We start from the raw sequence: 15,595 nt of genomic DNA, 5'->3' as shown, positions 1-15,595 counted from the left end.
TGGATCGTGCCCACGATCGCCGATCGTGGACACGATCTCCCTTGATCTACACGGACTTCAACACGCCATCACCATCATGCCTCACTCGCGCGCGCGTGAGGACACGGCCCAGCCGAGCCGCTTACCTACAGACATCGATACATTACGCACCAAGCGTATCCATCCGCACTCGCTGAGGCACGGCACCGCCATCGCGCTGCTTAAGTCTGGTGTGGACTTCGCTACCATTAGCCAGTGGCTCGGGCATAGCTGTCTGAATACGACAATGGTCTATGCAAGGGCGGATATGGACATGAAACGGCAGGCGCTAACCCAGGTGTTTCCCGATGTGTTGTCGACGTCATCGTTTGTTGAGTTTGCGCTGGTTGAAGCCGACCTTGTGAAGTGGCTGCGTGCACTGTAGTAAGTTATGTGGAGTTCGGGAACAGGAAAACCGTCTCTGATTGGCAATCAACCGCCGGACTCCACGTATTTGAAAACTGCACATTATGTATAGATCATAGTCGTCTGTGGATCACGATGCCCTAAGATCTCCCCAATCTCGCTCAGCGATGCGCCATGGCGCAGCATGTCGGCAGCCAGTCCGTGGCGAAACTGATGTGCTCCCGTAGTTGGGGCGTCGATGCCAGCGCGCTGGAGCGCGTGCCGAACAATGGAACCGACGCCACATGCTCCGCGAAAGCCGGTGATAGGCGCCTTCGTGCGCAAGAATACCCGGCGGCAGGAACTATGCGGTCGGCCGTGCCGCAAATATGCAGCGATCGCCTTGCCGACGTCGGCGTGCAAAGGTAACTCGTTGCGCTGGCCGCATTTACCTCGCACAGTCAAACGTGCCGCGCTCCAGTCGATATCCGTAAGTTCAAGCGACACTACTTCCCCAGAGCGTAGTCCCAACCGTGCGAGCAGCAGCAGGATCGCGTAGTCGCGAAGGCCCATTCCGGTCCTGCGATCGATACTGGACAGCAGTTGCCGTATCTGATCTGGAGCAATCGCCCGAGGGATTGACGGCATCGACCAGTTGGCAACGACCGGAACGAAATCCGCAAGATCCGGCACCATGTCGCCACGATAGCGTGCGTAGCGTAGAAAGGAGCGCAAAGCGGTGGTCATGAGCTTCGCACGCTTCAAATGCAGACGTTGGGCCTTAAGCTGTACAAATCTAATGACATCGCTCGCACGCAGACGTGACAGATTGACTCGCCCGTCGCCGAAGCGGTCTTGCAGGAAATCTGTGGCGAACGTCGAGTAATACGCAATCGTTGTTTCGGCCAGACCACACCTCGCGTAAGTACTGTCCGTACGCCTGGGCATAGAGTTCAGCCGCCGTCCCGCGGCGCGTGTCTGTGCGTTGAGCACGAACGACGCCACTGTGGTGCAGAAACTCGAGGAGATGTCGAAGTGCAGCGCTGTCCCCCCGGCCAGCCCGCACACGTCGAGCTCGATATCGCAAGTACTGCGACGCGTGTTCGGAGCATACGCGATGCAATTCCACTCTTGATCGTGCGAGCCAATGGCTAAAGCCAGCAACAATGCGCACCTGATGCCGGAGTGACTGCACGCTATATCCTTGGGACTCCATCGAGTTCGCGAATGAAACGATGTAGGGTGCAAGCGGACCTTCTGGAAGGTGCGAAAGACCGACCCGGTGACAAACGACGTATCTCATGATGGACTCCTTCCCGGACGCCGGGGGCTGTGGAAGGAATCAAGACTATCTCTACTTTGCTTCGCGCAACTGCTGCAAAATGGGGACAATTCTCAGTTGCAAGACATAGTCAGGAAGGGCACATAGTGCCGCTCGTATAGGGGTAGGAAACGGCGGTCGCCGTCCCCTCCCTCCGAACCCGGTGTGCGGTTTTCCCGCGACGGGCTCTCCAGTCAGTTGTTTCCACATCGGGATTGGCGCGCCGATTCAAGGGCTGCGGACATCGTGAACAGCCCAAGATTAGCGAAAAAGGCATTTGGCCATCGCGTGTGATCGCGAAGGCATCGACCCTGACCCGGACGATGAAGCTGTCGACGCAGGATCGCTCGAAGGCGGCGACGAACAAAGCCGTCGACGGACGAGAAGGTGTATCGGTGGGCCTGCTGGAAATAGCCGAACCAACCACGCAGGAGTGGATTGAGCGACGTAATGATGTCCTCGATCGAGTCACCCCTGTTACGCTTGGTCAGGGCCCGGATTTTATCCCGTAGCCCCATGAGGCTCTTCTTGCGCACCCAACGTTGACCCGCCTCGAACCGGTAACCCAGAAACTCGAACCCATGACCCTCCAGCCGGCAATCCCCAACGTGGGTTTTGTCAGGATGCAGTGTCAAGCCGTTCGCATCCACCCAAGCCCGCATGCGAGTGAGCGCAGCTTCCGCTTCCTCACGTGTACGGCATAACACCACGGCGTCATCCGCGTAGCGCACCATGACCAGCCCTACCTGTCGCATTTCCACGTCAAGCTCGTGCAGGTACAGATTTGCCAACAAGGGGCTGACAACCGCCCCTTGAGGACTGCCGGAAGTCGGCGTCCAACGCGTCATGTCTTCCATGATGTCTTGCTTGAGAAAGTACTGGATGAGTTCCAGAACCCGGCCGTCCGAGATTCGCCCTGCCACTCTCGCAAGAAGAGGTGAGTGTGGAATCGAGTCAAAATAGCTTTGCAGGTCGGCATCGACCACCCAGCAGTAGCCCGCTTTCACATGCCGGTCCACTTCGCGCAGCGCATCCTTGCAACCCAAGCCCGGGCGAAAGCCGTAGCTTCTCGGCTCGAACTCATGCTCAAAGATCGGCTCGATTACCAGCTTCAGGGCCGCCTGAACGACGCGATCCTTTACAGCGGGTATACCGAGCGGACGACGTCCTTTACCTTTCGGTATGTAGACACGCCGCACCGGCTGCGGGCGATAGCTACCATCCTGCAATGCTTGCGCCAGTTCGGCAAGGTAGCGGTCCCGCGCTTGCGCGAATCGCTTCACGCTCATGCGGTCCACTCCCGCCGCCCCGGCGTTCTTCTCGACCTGAGTCCACCCCAGCGCGAGCGTGTCCAGGCGAAACACCTTGTCAATCAGACTGTGCCACTTACCTCCTTTAACTCCATTTCGTAGAGCAGCCAACATAGCGTCCGTCCAGATTGAAGCTGACGCGAATTTCCGCTGCACGCAGCTTCCCAGCGCGTCTGCATCTCGTCTAGTCGTTTCCGACACTGGCGATGCTTCGATCTTCATCTTTGCTTCCTTCCGGTCTTTTGCTATCAACTTTCCTGCCCCGCTTCCCTAGTGCGCCTTTTGCTCTGACGCAGGTCTCCACGGCTCGACTCTTCCGTGTGCAGTACTATCGGGACTCTGACTCCTGCCAGCGTTCACCTCGCCGGCAGGTCTCCCCACTTGCTTCGTGCCACCTTCCCATCGTTCCGTCCTCAAACACGTGGTACGCCACCGCACCGCTTTGTCCGCCACGACAGCGTGCTGTGTTACTTCCAGGCTTCGCCACTTTAGTGCAGGCTCGCCGCCATACCCCGCCGAAACAGGTTCGTTAACCTACGGACCGACAGTTCGCTTCCGGTTACTCCCCACCCCGCCTCACGACGACGCAGTTACCTTCAGCTACGGAGCTGTGGCCAACTCCGGCAGGGACTTTCACCCTGCAAATGGCACGCCATCATGGGCGTACACTAAACCGCTGACGCGGTAGTGGGAGGAGTGCGAGAGCTGATGGCTGACGTTCAGTGTGGCGGTTAGCTGACGCAGGATCCCAACGGGGGGAGGCAGATACCTCCAGGAGCAGTATGTGGATGTCCAACCGGGCTCCACCACTGCTTCCAGGAGGTTAGTCATGACGCCGCTGCGCCAACGCATGTTGCACGACATGCAGATCCGTAATCTCGCCGAGAACACACAGAAGTCCTATCTGATTCAGGTACGCAGTTTCGCCCGGCACTTCCACCGCTCGCCCGAACTGCTGGGTCCCGACGAGATCCGGGCCTGGCTCGTCTACCTCCTCGAAGAGCGCAAGCTGGCACCCGCCAGTCTCGGCGCAACGATCGGTGCACTGCGCTTTCTTTACCGCGTGACGCTCAAACGCGACTGGAGTGACGAGGACTTTCCCTTGCCGAGGAAGCCGTTCCGACTGCCGGTCGTCCTCAGCCTGGAGGAGATCACCACGTTCTTCGAGTCGGTCGCCAGTCTCAAGCACCGCACCATCCTGATGACCGCGTACGCCGCCGGCCTGCGGGTGTCGGAAGTCGTGCATCTGAAGGTCACCGATATCGACAGCAAGCGTATGGTCATCCGTGTAAACCAGGGGAAGAACCGTAAGGATCGCTATGTAATGCTCTCGCCGAGGCTGCTCGAGATCCTGAGGCTGTACTGGCAGGACGCCCATCCGAAGGAATGGCTCTTTCCAGGCAACATTCCGGGGCGGCCCATCACCCGCCATGCCGTGGGCGACGCATGCGAGCTTGCACGCAAGCGCAGCGGCATCCCCAAACCCGTGACGCCCCATTCTTTGCGCCACGCGTTCGCCACGCATCTGCTGGAAACCGGTACTGACGTGCGCCGGATCCAGCTGCTGATGGGCCATAGGTCCCTTGCGACAACGTCCCGGTACCTGAAGGTGGCCACCAGCACCGTGTGCGCCACCACCAGTCCCTTCGATCTGCTGCCGCACCCCGCACCCATTCCATCCCCGCCACCTGCGCCCGAGTACTTCTGAGCGCAGTCATGCGGCCGGCGCTCGAAGTGGCGGACATATTCCGCCAGTGTGGGCCCAGTTTCCGGCTATCCCATGCCGAGGGGCTCAGTCGTGTGCAGCGACGCGTGATGAGTGCCATCGAGCTGTGTCGTACCGCAGCGCTTGGTGCCCATCTCGAGCAGTGCGATGCATGCGGCTATCAGCGCATCAGTTACGACTCATGCCGTAACCGGCACTGTCCGAAGTGCCAGTCACTCGCCCGCGCGCAATGGCTCGAACGCCGGCATGCGGAGCTCCTCCCCTCGACCGAGTATTTCCATGTCGTCTTCACGCTTCCCGAATCCATCGCCGCTCTCGCGTTCCAGAATAAGAGGACGCTCTACGATCTGCTGTTTCGCGCCAGCGCCGAAACGTTGCGCACGATCGCCGCCGATCCGAAGCACCTGGGCGCCGGGATCGGCTTCCTTACGATCCTGCATACGTGGGGACAGAATCTGCAGCATCACCCTCATGTGCATTGCGTTGTGCCGGGCGGCGGCATCTCCCCGGACGGCGAGCGCTGGATCGCCTGCCGTCCCGGCTTCTTCCTGTCCGTCCGGGTCCTGTCACGGCTCTTTCGCCGTCTGTTTCTCGAACAGCTGCGCCGCGCTTACGACGCCGGCGGGCTGCGCCTGCACGGTCAGTTCGAATCCCTGAGCGATCCCGTCCAATTCGCAGCCTGGCTTGCACCCGCGGCACGGGCGGAGTGGGTGGTCTACGCCAAGCCACCCTTTGGCGGTGCTGAACACGTGCTCGATTACCTGGGCCGCTACACCCACCGCGTCGCCATCTCCAACAACCGGCTGCTCGCCTTCGACGGGCACACCGTGCAGTTCCGCTGGAAGGACTACCGGCACGAGTCCAGACAAAGGACCATGACGCTCACGGCCGACGAGTTCATCCGTCGCTTCCTGCTGCATGTGCTACCTGACGGCTTCAAACGCATTCGCAGCTACGGGTGGCTCGCCAACTGCCACCGTGCCGACAAGCTCGCCACCTGCAGGCAGATGCTCGGTGTCGAGGCTCCCGCCGCGGCCGCCGCCGAGCCCGGGGAAGACTACCGTGACCGCTACCAACGACTCACCGGCAAGTCACTGCGCGACTGCCCCCTATGTGGCAAGGGACACATGCTCCGCATCGAAGACATGCCCGGCATGCCTTCCACGAGCTCCGCCAGCTCCCACCCATGCGCGCTAGTTGCCACCGCACCTGTTTCCGTACACGTTCGCCTTTCCTGACGAGGCCAACGCGGCTGCACTCGTGCCTTCGATCTGCTGGCGCACCAGCGTACTCCAAAATGGCGGGTGATTTGCCGGTTCACGCGCACATTCGCGCTTACTTTACACGTGATGCCTTCCACTCTCGCCCGAAGTCCGTCTGTGATCGCCCCTGCAAGACATCACAAATTACCGCGGCGGTCATTCAATGCCCATAGCGGCCACCGCCTGTGGAGCGGTTTAGCACAAACATTTTTTTGATTACCGGTCGCGGATCAGGTCCAACGACATGGCGATACGCTGGTTGCCGCGACCGCCAACCAAAAAAATCTCTGCCCTATGTCTTCGGAGACATAGGAGGCACACGGCAGCCATGGAATTACTGCAAGCTGGCGTGGATCCAATCAACATTGCCCTGTGGATGGGCCATGAGTCGCTCCAGACAACCCAGATGTACCTGGATGCCAGTCTGGAGCTGAAGGAAAAAATTCTCGCTCGTGTCGGACCACATGATGGCAAGCCCGTACGATACCGGCCCGACAGTAAGCTCGCGACGTTTCTCAAGGGTCTATAGCCATTAAAACTATGCCGATCCGGGCGACCTGAGAACGACCTCCTGCTGGCTCTTTACAAGCATCATCGTGATCCAATCCCGGCTTGATCGGCATTGCCACGAACGCGGCATAGTTGCCGAACTTCGATTCCCGGATGGAGACTATCCCGCTGACGAGGTCAACGTCGGACCGGTTGAGTCGAAGCGCTTCACCCGGCCTGAGGCCGGTCGCTACCAGAAGCCCGATAAGCGTCGAATAGGTCAGTGCTCGCATGCCTGTGCGCGAGCGTAACTGCGCAGCCTGGATCATGAGCAGGTTGATTTCCTGTTCCGTGTAAATATGTGGCGCGTTGCGCCGTCGGCGGGCACTCAGGAGTCTTGCCGGAGGAATCTGGTTTCGACTGTCGACGGTGTTCATCCACCTGGCAAATCCTCTTACCTGGGAGAGGCGCCGCCCCCAGGTGGCGCGTTCGACGGACACGGGCGTCGTCGCCCAGCGCAGAGCCAGATCGGTGGAAATGAACTCGGCGCCTTCGTGCTCCAGAAGATCAACGAAATGACCGAGTGCCAATGCACGTTCATAAAATGACGCCCCGAGAGCCCGGCGGGCTGCCACGTACTGCGCAAGGGAGTCACGGATCGCAGTCATGTTGCACCTCCCGCCGTGGGCCATGAGCGCGCTACCCCGCGCAGGTCCTCAAACGCGACCTTTGCGTAGATCGCGGTACTGACCTGTGAGCGGTGCCGTAACAGCTCGGCGATTTCCGCCATCGACGCACCATGGCGAATCATCGTTGTCGCCAGACCGTGACGAAACAGATGTGCTGAGCCGCGACACGCAGGGCGAAACCCGGCACGAGCGAACGCCAGACGAACAATGTGGCCAACTGCCGCCGGTCCCGCCAGACCAACGCGCGGCGCGCACGTGCGAAGGAATACCCGTCGAGATGCGCTCGCTCCACGAGCGTCGCAAAGGTACGTTGCGATCGCGTCTCCAACCTCGGAAGGTAGCGGGACATGCTCCACCATTTGCCCCTTGCCATGAACGACAAGTTCCCCCGAACGCCAGTGGATGTCGCCTAGCGAGCTTGCGCGCCTAGATATTCCGCCAATCTGTGCACTGCCCGGCGTTGGAAAGAAACTCCAGGATCATCCAAGCATCACACTGGCGGCCCGCGACCTCGCACGCGTAAGCCATGCGTCGACTGTGCGGGGAATGGCGCGTTTGGCAGTGACGCCGTTTGACTATTTTTTCAGGCACAAAGGCGTCTTCTCCGAAAGCGTCATCAATTGCGGCGGATACGTGCGTACGAGGGATGATCTGCTCATCCCCGACCTCAAGCTCGAATTTATGCCGATGATGAGGCAATTCGGGCGCACGGTCCCCCGGCATCACGGCTTTAATGTATTCGCAGTCCTGCTGCGTCCTGAAAGCAGAGGCATCGTTCGACTGAGATCCGCAGATCCGTTCGAGAAACCGCTGATCCGGCCATGTTTCTTCACCGACACACGCGACGTCGAGATCTTGATCCGCGGCATCAGGATCTTTCGCGATATTGTTGGCAGGCCGCCCATGGCTCAATATTGTGGTCCCGAAGTGCTACCCGGTTCGCAGGTTCAGTCCGATAGCCAGCTTTCAGAGTTCGTCAGGAAATATGCCGGAACGGTCTATCATCCAGCCGGAACATGCAAGATGGGGCCATCAACCGACCCGCTTGCGGTCGTCGACCCCGAATTACGGGTACACGGTGTCGAAGGACTACGGGTAGCGGACGTGTCAATCATGCCGACTATCGTCGGTGCCAACACGAATGCCCCAGCCATGATGATCGGCGAACGCGTGGCCGCATTTATTCTGGGCCAACGACATCCTGTCATGAAATCGGGCAGCAGCGAATCCACCACAAGCGGACATCAAGTTCCGATCGATGCAACCATTGGCCAGCCTTGATAGCTGACTCATTGCCATTCACGAAGTTACACGGTTGACCTGCCCCCGACTGCTCTAGCAAGAGCGAGCAGCCGCGGGCCCCACTTTTCTGTCAGTTGTTTTGCGGTGAACGTATCGGCCGGTCCAGCGCAGTTGAACGCCAGATACCTATCGCCCGATCCGCCGGGAAGCGGCACCCCCACGGCGTTCGACTGGGTGACGTAGTTACCGATGTTACAACAGTAACCACGCGCGCTCACTTCGCTGATACCACGAGCAATGTTCTCCTGAATCGAGGACCAGTCAGGTGGCCGTTTCGATCGAATTTCTTTAAGCACCTCTTCCCGAGCGGCTTGCGGCATTGACGCAAGGCATGCCCAACCAAGGCTTGTACTGGCGACAGGCACTTTCATTCCAACCGAAATGTTGCGCAGCATAGGGCCTGCGCCGCGCGCAGTTTCGATGTAAATCATGCTGTCTCCGTCCAAGACGGCGAGGCTGACAACACCCCCGCATTCGTCAGCGAGTTCCATCATAAGCGGGCGCGCTATGACGTCGATGTCGATGTTCGACAACACGCCATAACCGAGGTCTAACACGCTCGGCGCCAACCGAAACCGCTCGGTAGACTCGTCGAGCAACATATATCCCAATTCGCAGAGCGTAAGCGTCAGCTTTTGAAGCGTTTGTGCAGGGATACCCGTACGATCCTTGATCTCATTGGCGTCAAGATCGACATCGCCTTCACGGAAGATCGCGAGAATCTGCAAGCCTCGCGCAAGCGCCGTGTTGAAGCGGACGTCGTCCTTTATTTCGCGAACGCGGGGCTTGCGCGGCGCTTTCGTACTTTGCACGTCTGCCAGACGTTTCTTCATTGACTTGATAAACGAAGTTGAAAAGGCACGTCGCCGTGGACCGAGATGCTGATGATTCTGCCGCCAGGCGGCGTCTCACTACAGATTATACGATGCAGACCTCGCGTATCGATGTGACCGGGGGGATGCGAATCACGCAGCCTCCACGCGCCCAAGGCTTAAGGTGAAAGGATCGCAGCGGCGGCAATCGGGTTGTCCTACGTAGCTTCGTTCCAAAGCACAAATGCGGCGCCCACCCCCGTGCCGGCGGGCGTTCTATAAAGAGGATGGTATTCATGCCATTGCACCGACAACCTCGTACCAATAGCACCCGCTGTCATGATCCAGTTCAGGATCTCGGACGAGCCGGAATTAAGTGCGCCGCGAGGAATCGTCCGCAAGGCGTCGGGGTCCTGGGAAACGAACGCCCTAAGCACTCCCCTGTCGAGTTCTTCGTCGACCACGAAATGGCTCAACCCGCCGGAAGCCACAATGGCGACCCGAAGATCGTCCGGAGCCGCATCGATTGCATCTCCCAACGCGACACCCATGTCGTACGCACGCCTCGCGGTCGGCACATTCGGTTGGAAATAGGTGTTTAGGAGTACGGGCACAACCGGGATTCGCCGTTCCCGCAACAACCGCTTGACGATGAAACCGTATGCATGCCCGAAGCCCGATGCGGTTGGGTCTTTGACGTTGGCCACGCTCGCGACGTCGATGTCCGCGTCAACCATCGATTGAGTCAGATGGAGCGCAAATGAGGCGTTGCCCGGAATCCGGTGCAATGCGTCCATCAGGTATCCTTTTCCCATTGTCCGCATCCATTCTGCAGGCTGATTCTCGCCGAATTTGTCCCGCATGACGATTTCGTCACCATGATAGATCGCAACAAGAGGCTGATTGCTCGCATCGAACAGTTCGGACTGGTCATCACCGACGATCACGATCACGTCCGGTGCAGCTTTCTCCAGCGCAGCAGCGAGACGATCAAGCGCTTCGTTGCAACGCTTGGACTTTTCCATTAACGCTTCCGCCGACACGATCTCCGCGTACTTGGGACCCACCTCCTTCAGCAACTGCGGATAGTCGACCCAACGACCGTCAGATAGATTGAGACGTTCATTGGCAAAATCGACTTCTGCCCGATGCTGCCACTGCGTACTGTCCAACGTCAGTAGCGGCGTATGCGAAGCCCCCACACCTAAAACGATCCGTGCCATTCTTTATTCTCCAGTGACCAGTTTCATTGACGAGGCACCCTTGAGCTCAAGTATTTCCCTAACGTCGGCGGGCGAAGCGATCTCGAGTCCCAGAGCTTCGATGATCTGACGTACCTGCCCTACCTGTTCCGCATTCGACCGGGCGAGCTTGCCACGCCCAAGCCAAAGGCTGTCTTCCAGGCCGACCCGAACGTTGCCGCCCATCGCGGCGGCAGTGGCCGCAACAGGCATCTGATGGCGGCCAGCGCCAAGTACCGACCATCTGTAGCTCGCGCCAAACAACCTGTCTGCCGTACGCTTCATGTGCATAACATCGTCGGCATGAGCACCTATGCCACCCATGATGCCGAACACCGTCTGAATGAAGAATGGTGGCTTGACAAGGCCTTCGTCCACGAAGTACGCAAGATTGTAAAGATGTGAGGTGTCGTAACACTCGAATTCGAACCGGGTGCCTTTGGCACCGAGTTCGACAAGGACTGTTTCGATATCAGCATAGGTATTACGAAAGATCAGATCCTTGCTGCCTTCAAGATATGATCGCTCCCAGTCGTGCTGGAAGTCTTTGTAGCGACGCAACATCGGAAACAGTCCGAAATTCATCGTTCCCATGTTCATCGAAGCAAGTTCTGGCTCGAATACCCTCGCGGGCTCCATCCGCTCTTCGACCGTCATGTAGGGAGAGCCGCCCGTCGTCAAGTTAATTACAGCGTCGGCGCTGTTCGCGATCAGGTCGAGAAACTTCGTAAACGCCGCGGGCGTCTGGGTAGGTCTTCCCGTCTTCGGGTCACGAGCGTGTAGATGAAGGATTGCTGCCCCTGCACGTGCTGCCTCGATGGCCGACTCCGCGATCTGCTCAGGCGTAACAGGCAAGTAGGCAGACATTGACGGAGTATGTATCGCTCCTGTGACCGCGCAACTGATGATGACCTTTTGAGAATTCGACATTAGCGGTATTCCTGGGCAGTCTGGACAAGTGCGCCTAACGACATGCGCTAAAATTGATAAATTTCGAGTGTTCGCTCCCCGCTTGCGAGACGCCGCAGGATTTCGGACTCTTTCGCTTCCCGTTCAGCGGCTGAGTTTACGATTGCGGGAGCCCTGGCTCGCGGCAAAGCTACAATTCCATCCGTGTCCCCGACGATCAGATCCCCGGCCGCCACTACCACGTCACCCATCAAAATGGGAAAATTGATCCAACCCACGGCGCCATAGTCCTTACCAGTGCCACGCATGGAGAGCCCCCGGGCAAAGACCGGAAAACCGACTTCGGGCAGCACACCGCCATCGCGAACGCAGCCGTCAATGACGAGCCCTGCGAGCCCGCGCTCCCGCGCGGCGCTGGACATAATCTCCCCCCAGTAGCCAAAGTCGTATCCGCCCGAGACATGCGCAACAAGCACTTCTCCGGGTTGGGCAACGTAAATGGCCCGATGAAGCCAGAGGTTGTCTCCAGACGGACCGTGCACTGTTACAGCAGTGCCACAGATCCGAAACGCTACATCAATGGGTTTGATGGCGGCCGGAAGCGCACCGATTCTGCCACCGGACTCATGTAGGGTCGACGCCGGGAGCGCTCGCGCTGCCTGCACAATGTCCGGCGACACCCGTTCAATGGTGGGTTGGATTGTCTGACCTCCTGGTGCTTTCGGACCGGTGCTCATGGGCTGATCACCTTGCGGCTTTGCAACGAATGGTAACGATGCTTTTCACGTGCTTCGCGCAAGGTCAAACCTGTTCTGACGGCGGTTCGAATGGCATCCTCAGCCTCCTGAATGCTTTCAGCGGCGTTAAGTATCGCCTCCTCATGTTCACGAGGAACCACGACTACACCATCGCTATCGCCGCGCACGATGTCGCCCGGACAGACGCGAACATTGCCAATAGAAACGGGAGTCTGCGTGTTCACCACCTGCACGCGGTCTTTTCCTGTTCGCATCCATGAAGAGCGACTGTAGATCGGGTAGCCGAGGCTACGACAGAGCGCGACGTCGCGATTCACGCCGTCGATGAGCGTCCCCTGTACGCCTCGAAGATGTGCAACTTCGGTTAAGATGTCACCCCAAACGGTCACATCGTCACGGCCACCATTCGCGAGAACAATGACGCAGTCAACCGGGATGTCGTCGATGTAATCTCCGACAGTGCCCGGTGGCGACGCAGCCGGCCCATACATCAACGTCCACGCACGTCCGCACATCTTGAATTCGTCGGCGCATGGCTTGATCCCATAGCATTGACCGACGATGCCGTGACGGTCCACCGCGTCACTGATGGTTGCTGTGTCCAACCTCGCGGCCCGCTCCAGATTCGTGTCAGTCATCTTGGTGTCCTCCTTCAGACGGCATATGCAGCATGTGTTCATAATCGCTGCCCATAACCTCAGTGATACGCTTGCCGGAAAGGAGGGCCTTAGCCATCGCCGCTTCTTTCCTAAAGATTCTCTCTGCGACGTCGAGTACCCGTTCGGCATCCTCAGCAGGTATGAATGCCACGCCACTAGCATCTGCGACGACGTAGTCACCAGCTTTGACAGTCACGCCGCCAATTGTTATCGTCGTTACGCCTTCGACTTCGGCGACTCTTCCTCGTGCGGTACGTGCCGTAAGCGTGCGACAAAACACCGGGAACTCATATCCGCGTGCCTCGTCGATGTCTCGCACCGGGCCATCAGCCACCACGCCACTGACGCCTCTCAGTTTCGCGCCGAGGGTCAGGATGCCACCCCAGCTTCCCGCATCGATGCCGGTGCGCTGCTCGACAACGATCACGTCGCCTGGAGACGCATTTTCGATAGCGTGCGTGCCAAGATGTCTCGCCGCCGCCCCGCTGCAAGCAACTTCAGCGCTCCGAAGCAAACGCAGCGTTATCGCACGCCCCGCGATGCGGCGACTGCCAGATTCCTGCCGCAAGCCGCTTGCGATCTGATCCGATATGCTGAGCGCATCCATCGCATCGGACACAGCACAACAATCGAGGCGGCTTAGACGCTTAACGGATTCATCCATTTGTTCTTCCTGATGTTTTCATGAACGATGCCTCAATGACCACGTTCACGTGTGGCAACTTCCCTGCTACGCAGCGAACGACTCACCCTGCTATTTCGACCCGTGCACTTACCTGCAGCACCCCGGTTAATCTGTTGCGCTTTCCACCGGAACTATTCGGATGTAGACAGTGCCTTCGCCGACGGTAGACGGATATACGGTCAGATCGCGCTCCAGCGGCGGGCAGAGCGCCTTTCCCGTACGGATGTCGAATTTCCCTCCGTGCAGCGGACACTCAATGTATCCATCCTCCTGAAATCCTTCGGACATCAGCGCGTAGGCGTGCGTGCAAATGTTGTCAAGCACATGGATCTCTCCCCGCTCTAGGTAGACACCCACCTTTCTTCCCTGCACATCGACACCAACCGGCCGCCCCTCTTTAACCTCGCTGAGGGGGCAAACCATCATCCAATGGTCTGGTCCGTTCACGTCATCTCCTTCCCATGTTGAGTCGCGTCTATTGCGCGATTGAGTTGATCGCTGAGATCCATCGAACTATCGTCAAACCTCGACCTGTCGATTTCGAATCCTCGTTCCAACGCCTTTCGTACCGCTCGCAAATCGCGGCCTCTATTGAACGCGATAGCACCCACAAGCCTCCCGACGGGATCAAACTGCAACTGCATAAGTTCGTTCTCGTCGAATTGCCAGTACAGAGAGGACTGGTTGATTCCGTCAACCCTCCCAACGAGTTGGAGATTGACGTCGAACTGATCCGACCAAAACCAGGGCAAAGGGCGGTACTCCACGTCAATTCCCAACATTGACCTCGCCGCTGCAATTCCCTGTTCTTGAGCGTTAAGCCACGACTCAAGCCTCGCCGCCGGTCCGTCCCGATAGATCACCTGCTTCGCAACGTCGCCGGCGGCAAAAATGTCTGGTACTGACGTTCGAGCTGCAGCGTCCACAAGAATCCCGTTGTCGCACGCTATGCCTGCATCGAACGCCAGTTCATCATTCGCTACCATCCCAATACCGGCCACGACCAGATCGACTTCCAACGCCTGGCCTGAGTCGCTTCTCACAACTACGCCACCATTTAAGCCGTCGGTCACACATGCCGCTTGGCAGCCGAACTGCAGGACGACGCCCTTCGCACGGTGCAACTCGACAAGTTTCTTGGCAGCGGATGGCGCCAACACCCTGCCACACGGTAAGGCAGCCGCCTCCCACACCACGACGCGTTTGCCCATAGCCCTCGCAGTGGCAGCCACCTCGAGGCCGATCCAGCCTCCCCCGAGCACGAGGACCGATGTGGCAGATTCAAGACCTGCCTTCAACCTGACGGCGTCGTCCATAGAACGGAGGTAGTGGACCCGTTCATGATTCCCGCCAGGCACTCCGAGGCGTCTTGCGCGTCCGCCGGTAGCGAGAAGAAGCTTTCCATAAGGCAAAATTCGCCCGTCGGAAAGCACGATTCGCTTTTCGGAGCGCTCCAGACGAATTACTTGTGTGCTCGAAACGAAGTCAATTTCCTCGTGCAACGTCCCGCCTGGCCATTTAAGACGTGCTGCGTCCGGTCCAGCCGTTCCAGCCAATACCGATTTTGAAAGCGGTGGGCGCTCGTACGGCTCATGGCACTCCTCACCGATCAGCACTACTTGCGCGGCGCATTCCTGCTTCAACGTGCGCGCAGCCCAATAGCCAGCCTGCCCCGCACCAACGACGACAAGAGGATCCATACGCTCAATGTCCACAGTTGAAGACGTTTCATTGATCAAGTCCATAGCAGCATGCTAACGCAATGACTTGAACAATGGAAGCTATTTCCATTTGTTTGAAACAACTGCTAATGTGCCTTATGCTAGGCAACGGCGACCCATGCATAACCCGTCTTCAAAGACTGTCGTTGCCCAGCCAACGGCACGAGAATCTAGTTGATCCGGTGTCGGTGAAAGACGTGGGATTCGATCCACTCAGACCTAAGGAAGGTCTGAACAAATCATTTTCAGCCTGACTGTTCGCCACATTCGAAATTGGCGGGTCTCGAAAGTCGTTTTCTTGTTGGGAACCGAATGAATACCGACCAGAAATTGATCTCGATGTTTGAA

Annotated in this window: 16 protein-coding genes and 1 pseudogene; 5 read left to right on the top strand and 12 right to left on the bottom strand. The window is 58.4% G+C overall.

The annotated features are described in order from the left end of the window. On the top strand, positions 1–403 hold a 403-nt coding region (locus tag FQ755_RS31705), incomplete at its 5' end, for a tyrosine-type recombinase/integrase (protein WP_144160550.1). Positions 404–486: 83 nt separating this feature from the next. Here FQ755_RS31705 and FQ755_RS31700 read toward each other — a convergent pair. Then, positions 487–1,527, bottom strand: coding sequence for a tyrosine-type recombinase/integrase (locus FQ755_RS31700; protein WP_144160547.1), 1,041 nt, complete (start codon positions 1,525–1,527; stop codon positions 487–489). A 351-nt stretch (positions 1,528–1,878) separates the two neighbouring features. Further along, positions 1,879–3,216, bottom strand: coding sequence for a group II intron reverse transcriptase/maturase (gene ltrA / locus FQ755_RS31695; RefSeq protein ID WP_095423828.1), 1,338 nt, complete (start codon positions 3,214–3,216; stop codon positions 1,879–1,881). A gap of 607 nt (positions 3,217–3,823) precedes the next feature. Between ltrA and FQ755_RS31690 the strand changes: the two genes are divergently transcribed. The 3 genes and pseudogenes from FQ755_RS31690 (at position 3,824) to FQ755_RS31680 (ending at position 6,511) form a co-directional block, all read left to right on the top strand. Continuing rightward, positions 3,824–4,702 (top strand): tyrosine-type recombinase/integrase, encoded by an 879-nt coding sequence (locus FQ755_RS31690; protein WP_144160544.1) that lies wholly within the window; start codon positions 3,824–3,826, stop codon positions 4,700–4,702. Positions 4,703–4,710: 8 nt separating this feature from the next. Next, positions 4,711–5,917, top strand: a pseudogene (locus FQ755_RS31685) (IS91 family transposase). 309 nt (positions 5,918–6,226) lie between these two features. Next, complete coding sequence (locus FQ755_RS31680; protein ID WP_144160541.1) at positions 6,227–6,511, top strand: tyrosine-type recombinase/integrase; 285 nt, start codon at positions 6,227–6,229, stop codon at positions 6,509–6,511. On the opposite strand, the gene FQ755_RS31675 is transcribed toward FQ755_RS31680, so the two are convergent. Next, positions 6,498–7,139 carry a tyrosine-type recombinase/integrase gene (locus tag FQ755_RS31675; RefSeq protein ID WP_260858970.1) on the bottom strand — a complete coding sequence of 214 codons (642 nt, stop codon included), beginning with the start codon at positions 7,137–7,139 and terminating at the stop codon, positions 6,498–6,500. The genes FQ755_RS31680 and FQ755_RS31675 overlap by 14 nt on opposite strands. Further along, positions 7,136–7,519, bottom strand: coding sequence for a tyrosine-type recombinase/integrase (locus FQ755_RS31670; protein ID WP_260858969.1), 384 nt, complete (start codon positions 7,517–7,519; stop codon positions 7,136–7,138). Before FQ755_RS31670 ends, FQ755_RS31675 begins: the two co-directional genes overlap by 4 nt. Positions 7,520–7,562: 43 nt before the next feature. Between FQ755_RS31670 and FQ755_RS31665 the strand changes: the two genes are divergently transcribed. Further along, positions 7,563–8,441 (top strand): GMC family oxidoreductase, encoded by an 879-nt coding sequence (locus FQ755_RS31665; protein WP_144160538.1) that lies wholly within the window; start codon positions 7,563–7,565, stop codon positions 8,439–8,441. A 26-nt stretch (positions 8,442–8,467) separates the two neighbouring features. Here the strand turns inward: FQ755_RS31665 and FQ755_RS31660 are convergent, their stop codons facing one another. The 8 genes from FQ755_RS31660 to FQ755_RS31625 form a co-directional block, all read right to left on the bottom strand. Continuing rightward, positions 8,468–9,295, bottom strand: a complete 828-nt coding sequence (locus tag FQ755_RS31660; RefSeq protein WP_144160535.1) for an IclR family transcriptional regulator — start codon at positions 9,293–9,295, stop codon at positions 8,468–8,470. Between the two features lie 197 nt (positions 9,296–9,492). Continuing rightward, the gene (locus FQ755_RS31655) at positions 9,493–10,497 is read right to left on the bottom strand and encodes an extradiol ring-cleavage dioxygenase (RefSeq protein WP_144160532.1); all 1,005 of its coding nucleotides are present in this window, start codon (positions 10,495–10,497) and stop codon (positions 9,493–9,495) included. 3 nt (positions 10,498–10,500) lie between these two features. Then, a complete protein-coding gene (locus FQ755_RS31650; RefSeq protein ID WP_144160529.1) occupies positions 10,501–11,445 on the bottom strand; it encodes a 3-keto-5-aminohexanoate cleavage protein in 945 nt (314 codons plus the stop codon). A gap of 47 nt (positions 11,446–11,492) precedes the next feature. After that, positions 11,493–12,161: a 4-carboxy-4-hydroxy-2-oxoadipate aldolase/oxaloacetate decarboxylase gene (locus tag FQ755_RS31645; protein WP_144160526.1), complete on the bottom strand. Its 669-nt coding sequence runs from the start codon at positions 12,159–12,161 to the stop codon at positions 11,493–11,495. After that, positions 12,158–12,820, bottom strand: a complete 663-nt coding sequence (locus tag FQ755_RS31640) for an RraA family protein (protein ID WP_144160523.1) — start codon at positions 12,818–12,820, stop codon at positions 12,158–12,160. Before FQ755_RS31640 ends, FQ755_RS31645 begins: the two co-directional genes overlap by 4 nt. Further along, a complete protein-coding gene (locus FQ755_RS31635; RefSeq protein ID WP_144160520.1) occupies positions 12,813–13,505 on the bottom strand; it encodes an RraA family protein in 693 nt (230 codons plus the stop codon). Before FQ755_RS31635 ends, FQ755_RS31640 begins: the two co-directional genes overlap by 8 nt. Positions 13,506–13,631: 126 nt before the next feature. After that, complete coding sequence (locus tag FQ755_RS31630) at positions 13,632–13,973, bottom strand: non-heme iron oxygenase ferredoxin subunit (protein ID WP_260858968.1); 342 nt, start codon at positions 13,971–13,973, stop codon at positions 13,632–13,634. Continuing rightward, a complete protein-coding gene (locus FQ755_RS31625; protein ID WP_260858966.1) occupies positions 13,970–15,271 on the bottom strand; it encodes an NAD(P)/FAD-dependent oxidoreductase in 1,302 nt (433 codons plus the stop codon). The genes FQ755_RS31630 and FQ755_RS31625 overlap by 4 nt, the downstream gene beginning before the upstream one ends. Positions 15,272–15,595: the final 324 nt, after the last annotated feature.

This window comes from Paraburkholderia sp. BCC1885, from assembly GCF_900996235.1.
In the GTDB taxonomy this organism is placed as follows: Bacteria; Pseudomonadota; Gammaproteobacteria; order Burkholderiales; family Burkholderiaceae; genus Paraburkholderia.
The sequence above is the reverse complement of the archived record's forward strand: the minus strand, read 5'-3'. Positions and strand labels throughout refer to the sequence as shown.